Source organism: Photobacterium sp. R1, from assembly GCF_054600795.1.
The window spans coordinates 1-268 of sequence record NZ_BAAHZP010000589.1 but is presented as its reverse complement, the minus strand read 5'-3'; the positions used below and the strand labels follow the sequence as shown (position 1 = coordinate 268).

Annotated in this window: 1 protein-coding gene; it reads left to right on the top strand. The window is 42.2% G+C overall.

Features of this window, described 5'->3' with window-relative positions; translation table 11 throughout:
• Positions 1-22: 22 nt before the first annotated feature.
• Positions 23-268, top strand: a 246-nt coding sequence (locus tag ACYP03_RS26405) for a hypothetical protein (RefSeq protein WP_459782725.1), incomplete at its 3' end; no start/stop codon positions are given.

The window sequence follows — 268 nt, the reverse complement described above, 5'->3', positions numbered from 1 at the left end:
AGATTCAACGTCGGTTGAGACAATGGAATGTAGCTCTGATACTTCGCCACCCGAGTTGCCAGAGCCATCAAATTCAATCTGTGAGTATTTTAGTGCGCCAGTTCAATCACATTCGTCTTCAGGAAGGATTGATATTAACGATAAAGCTTTTATTCGGGGTAATAAAGTAGATTTTAAACTGGGCTTTGCAGCCATTAATGATGGCAGTGGTTTGTCTGAACATTCATGCACGGCAAAAGGGCAAAGTTGGAAGTGTCAGATTGACCCT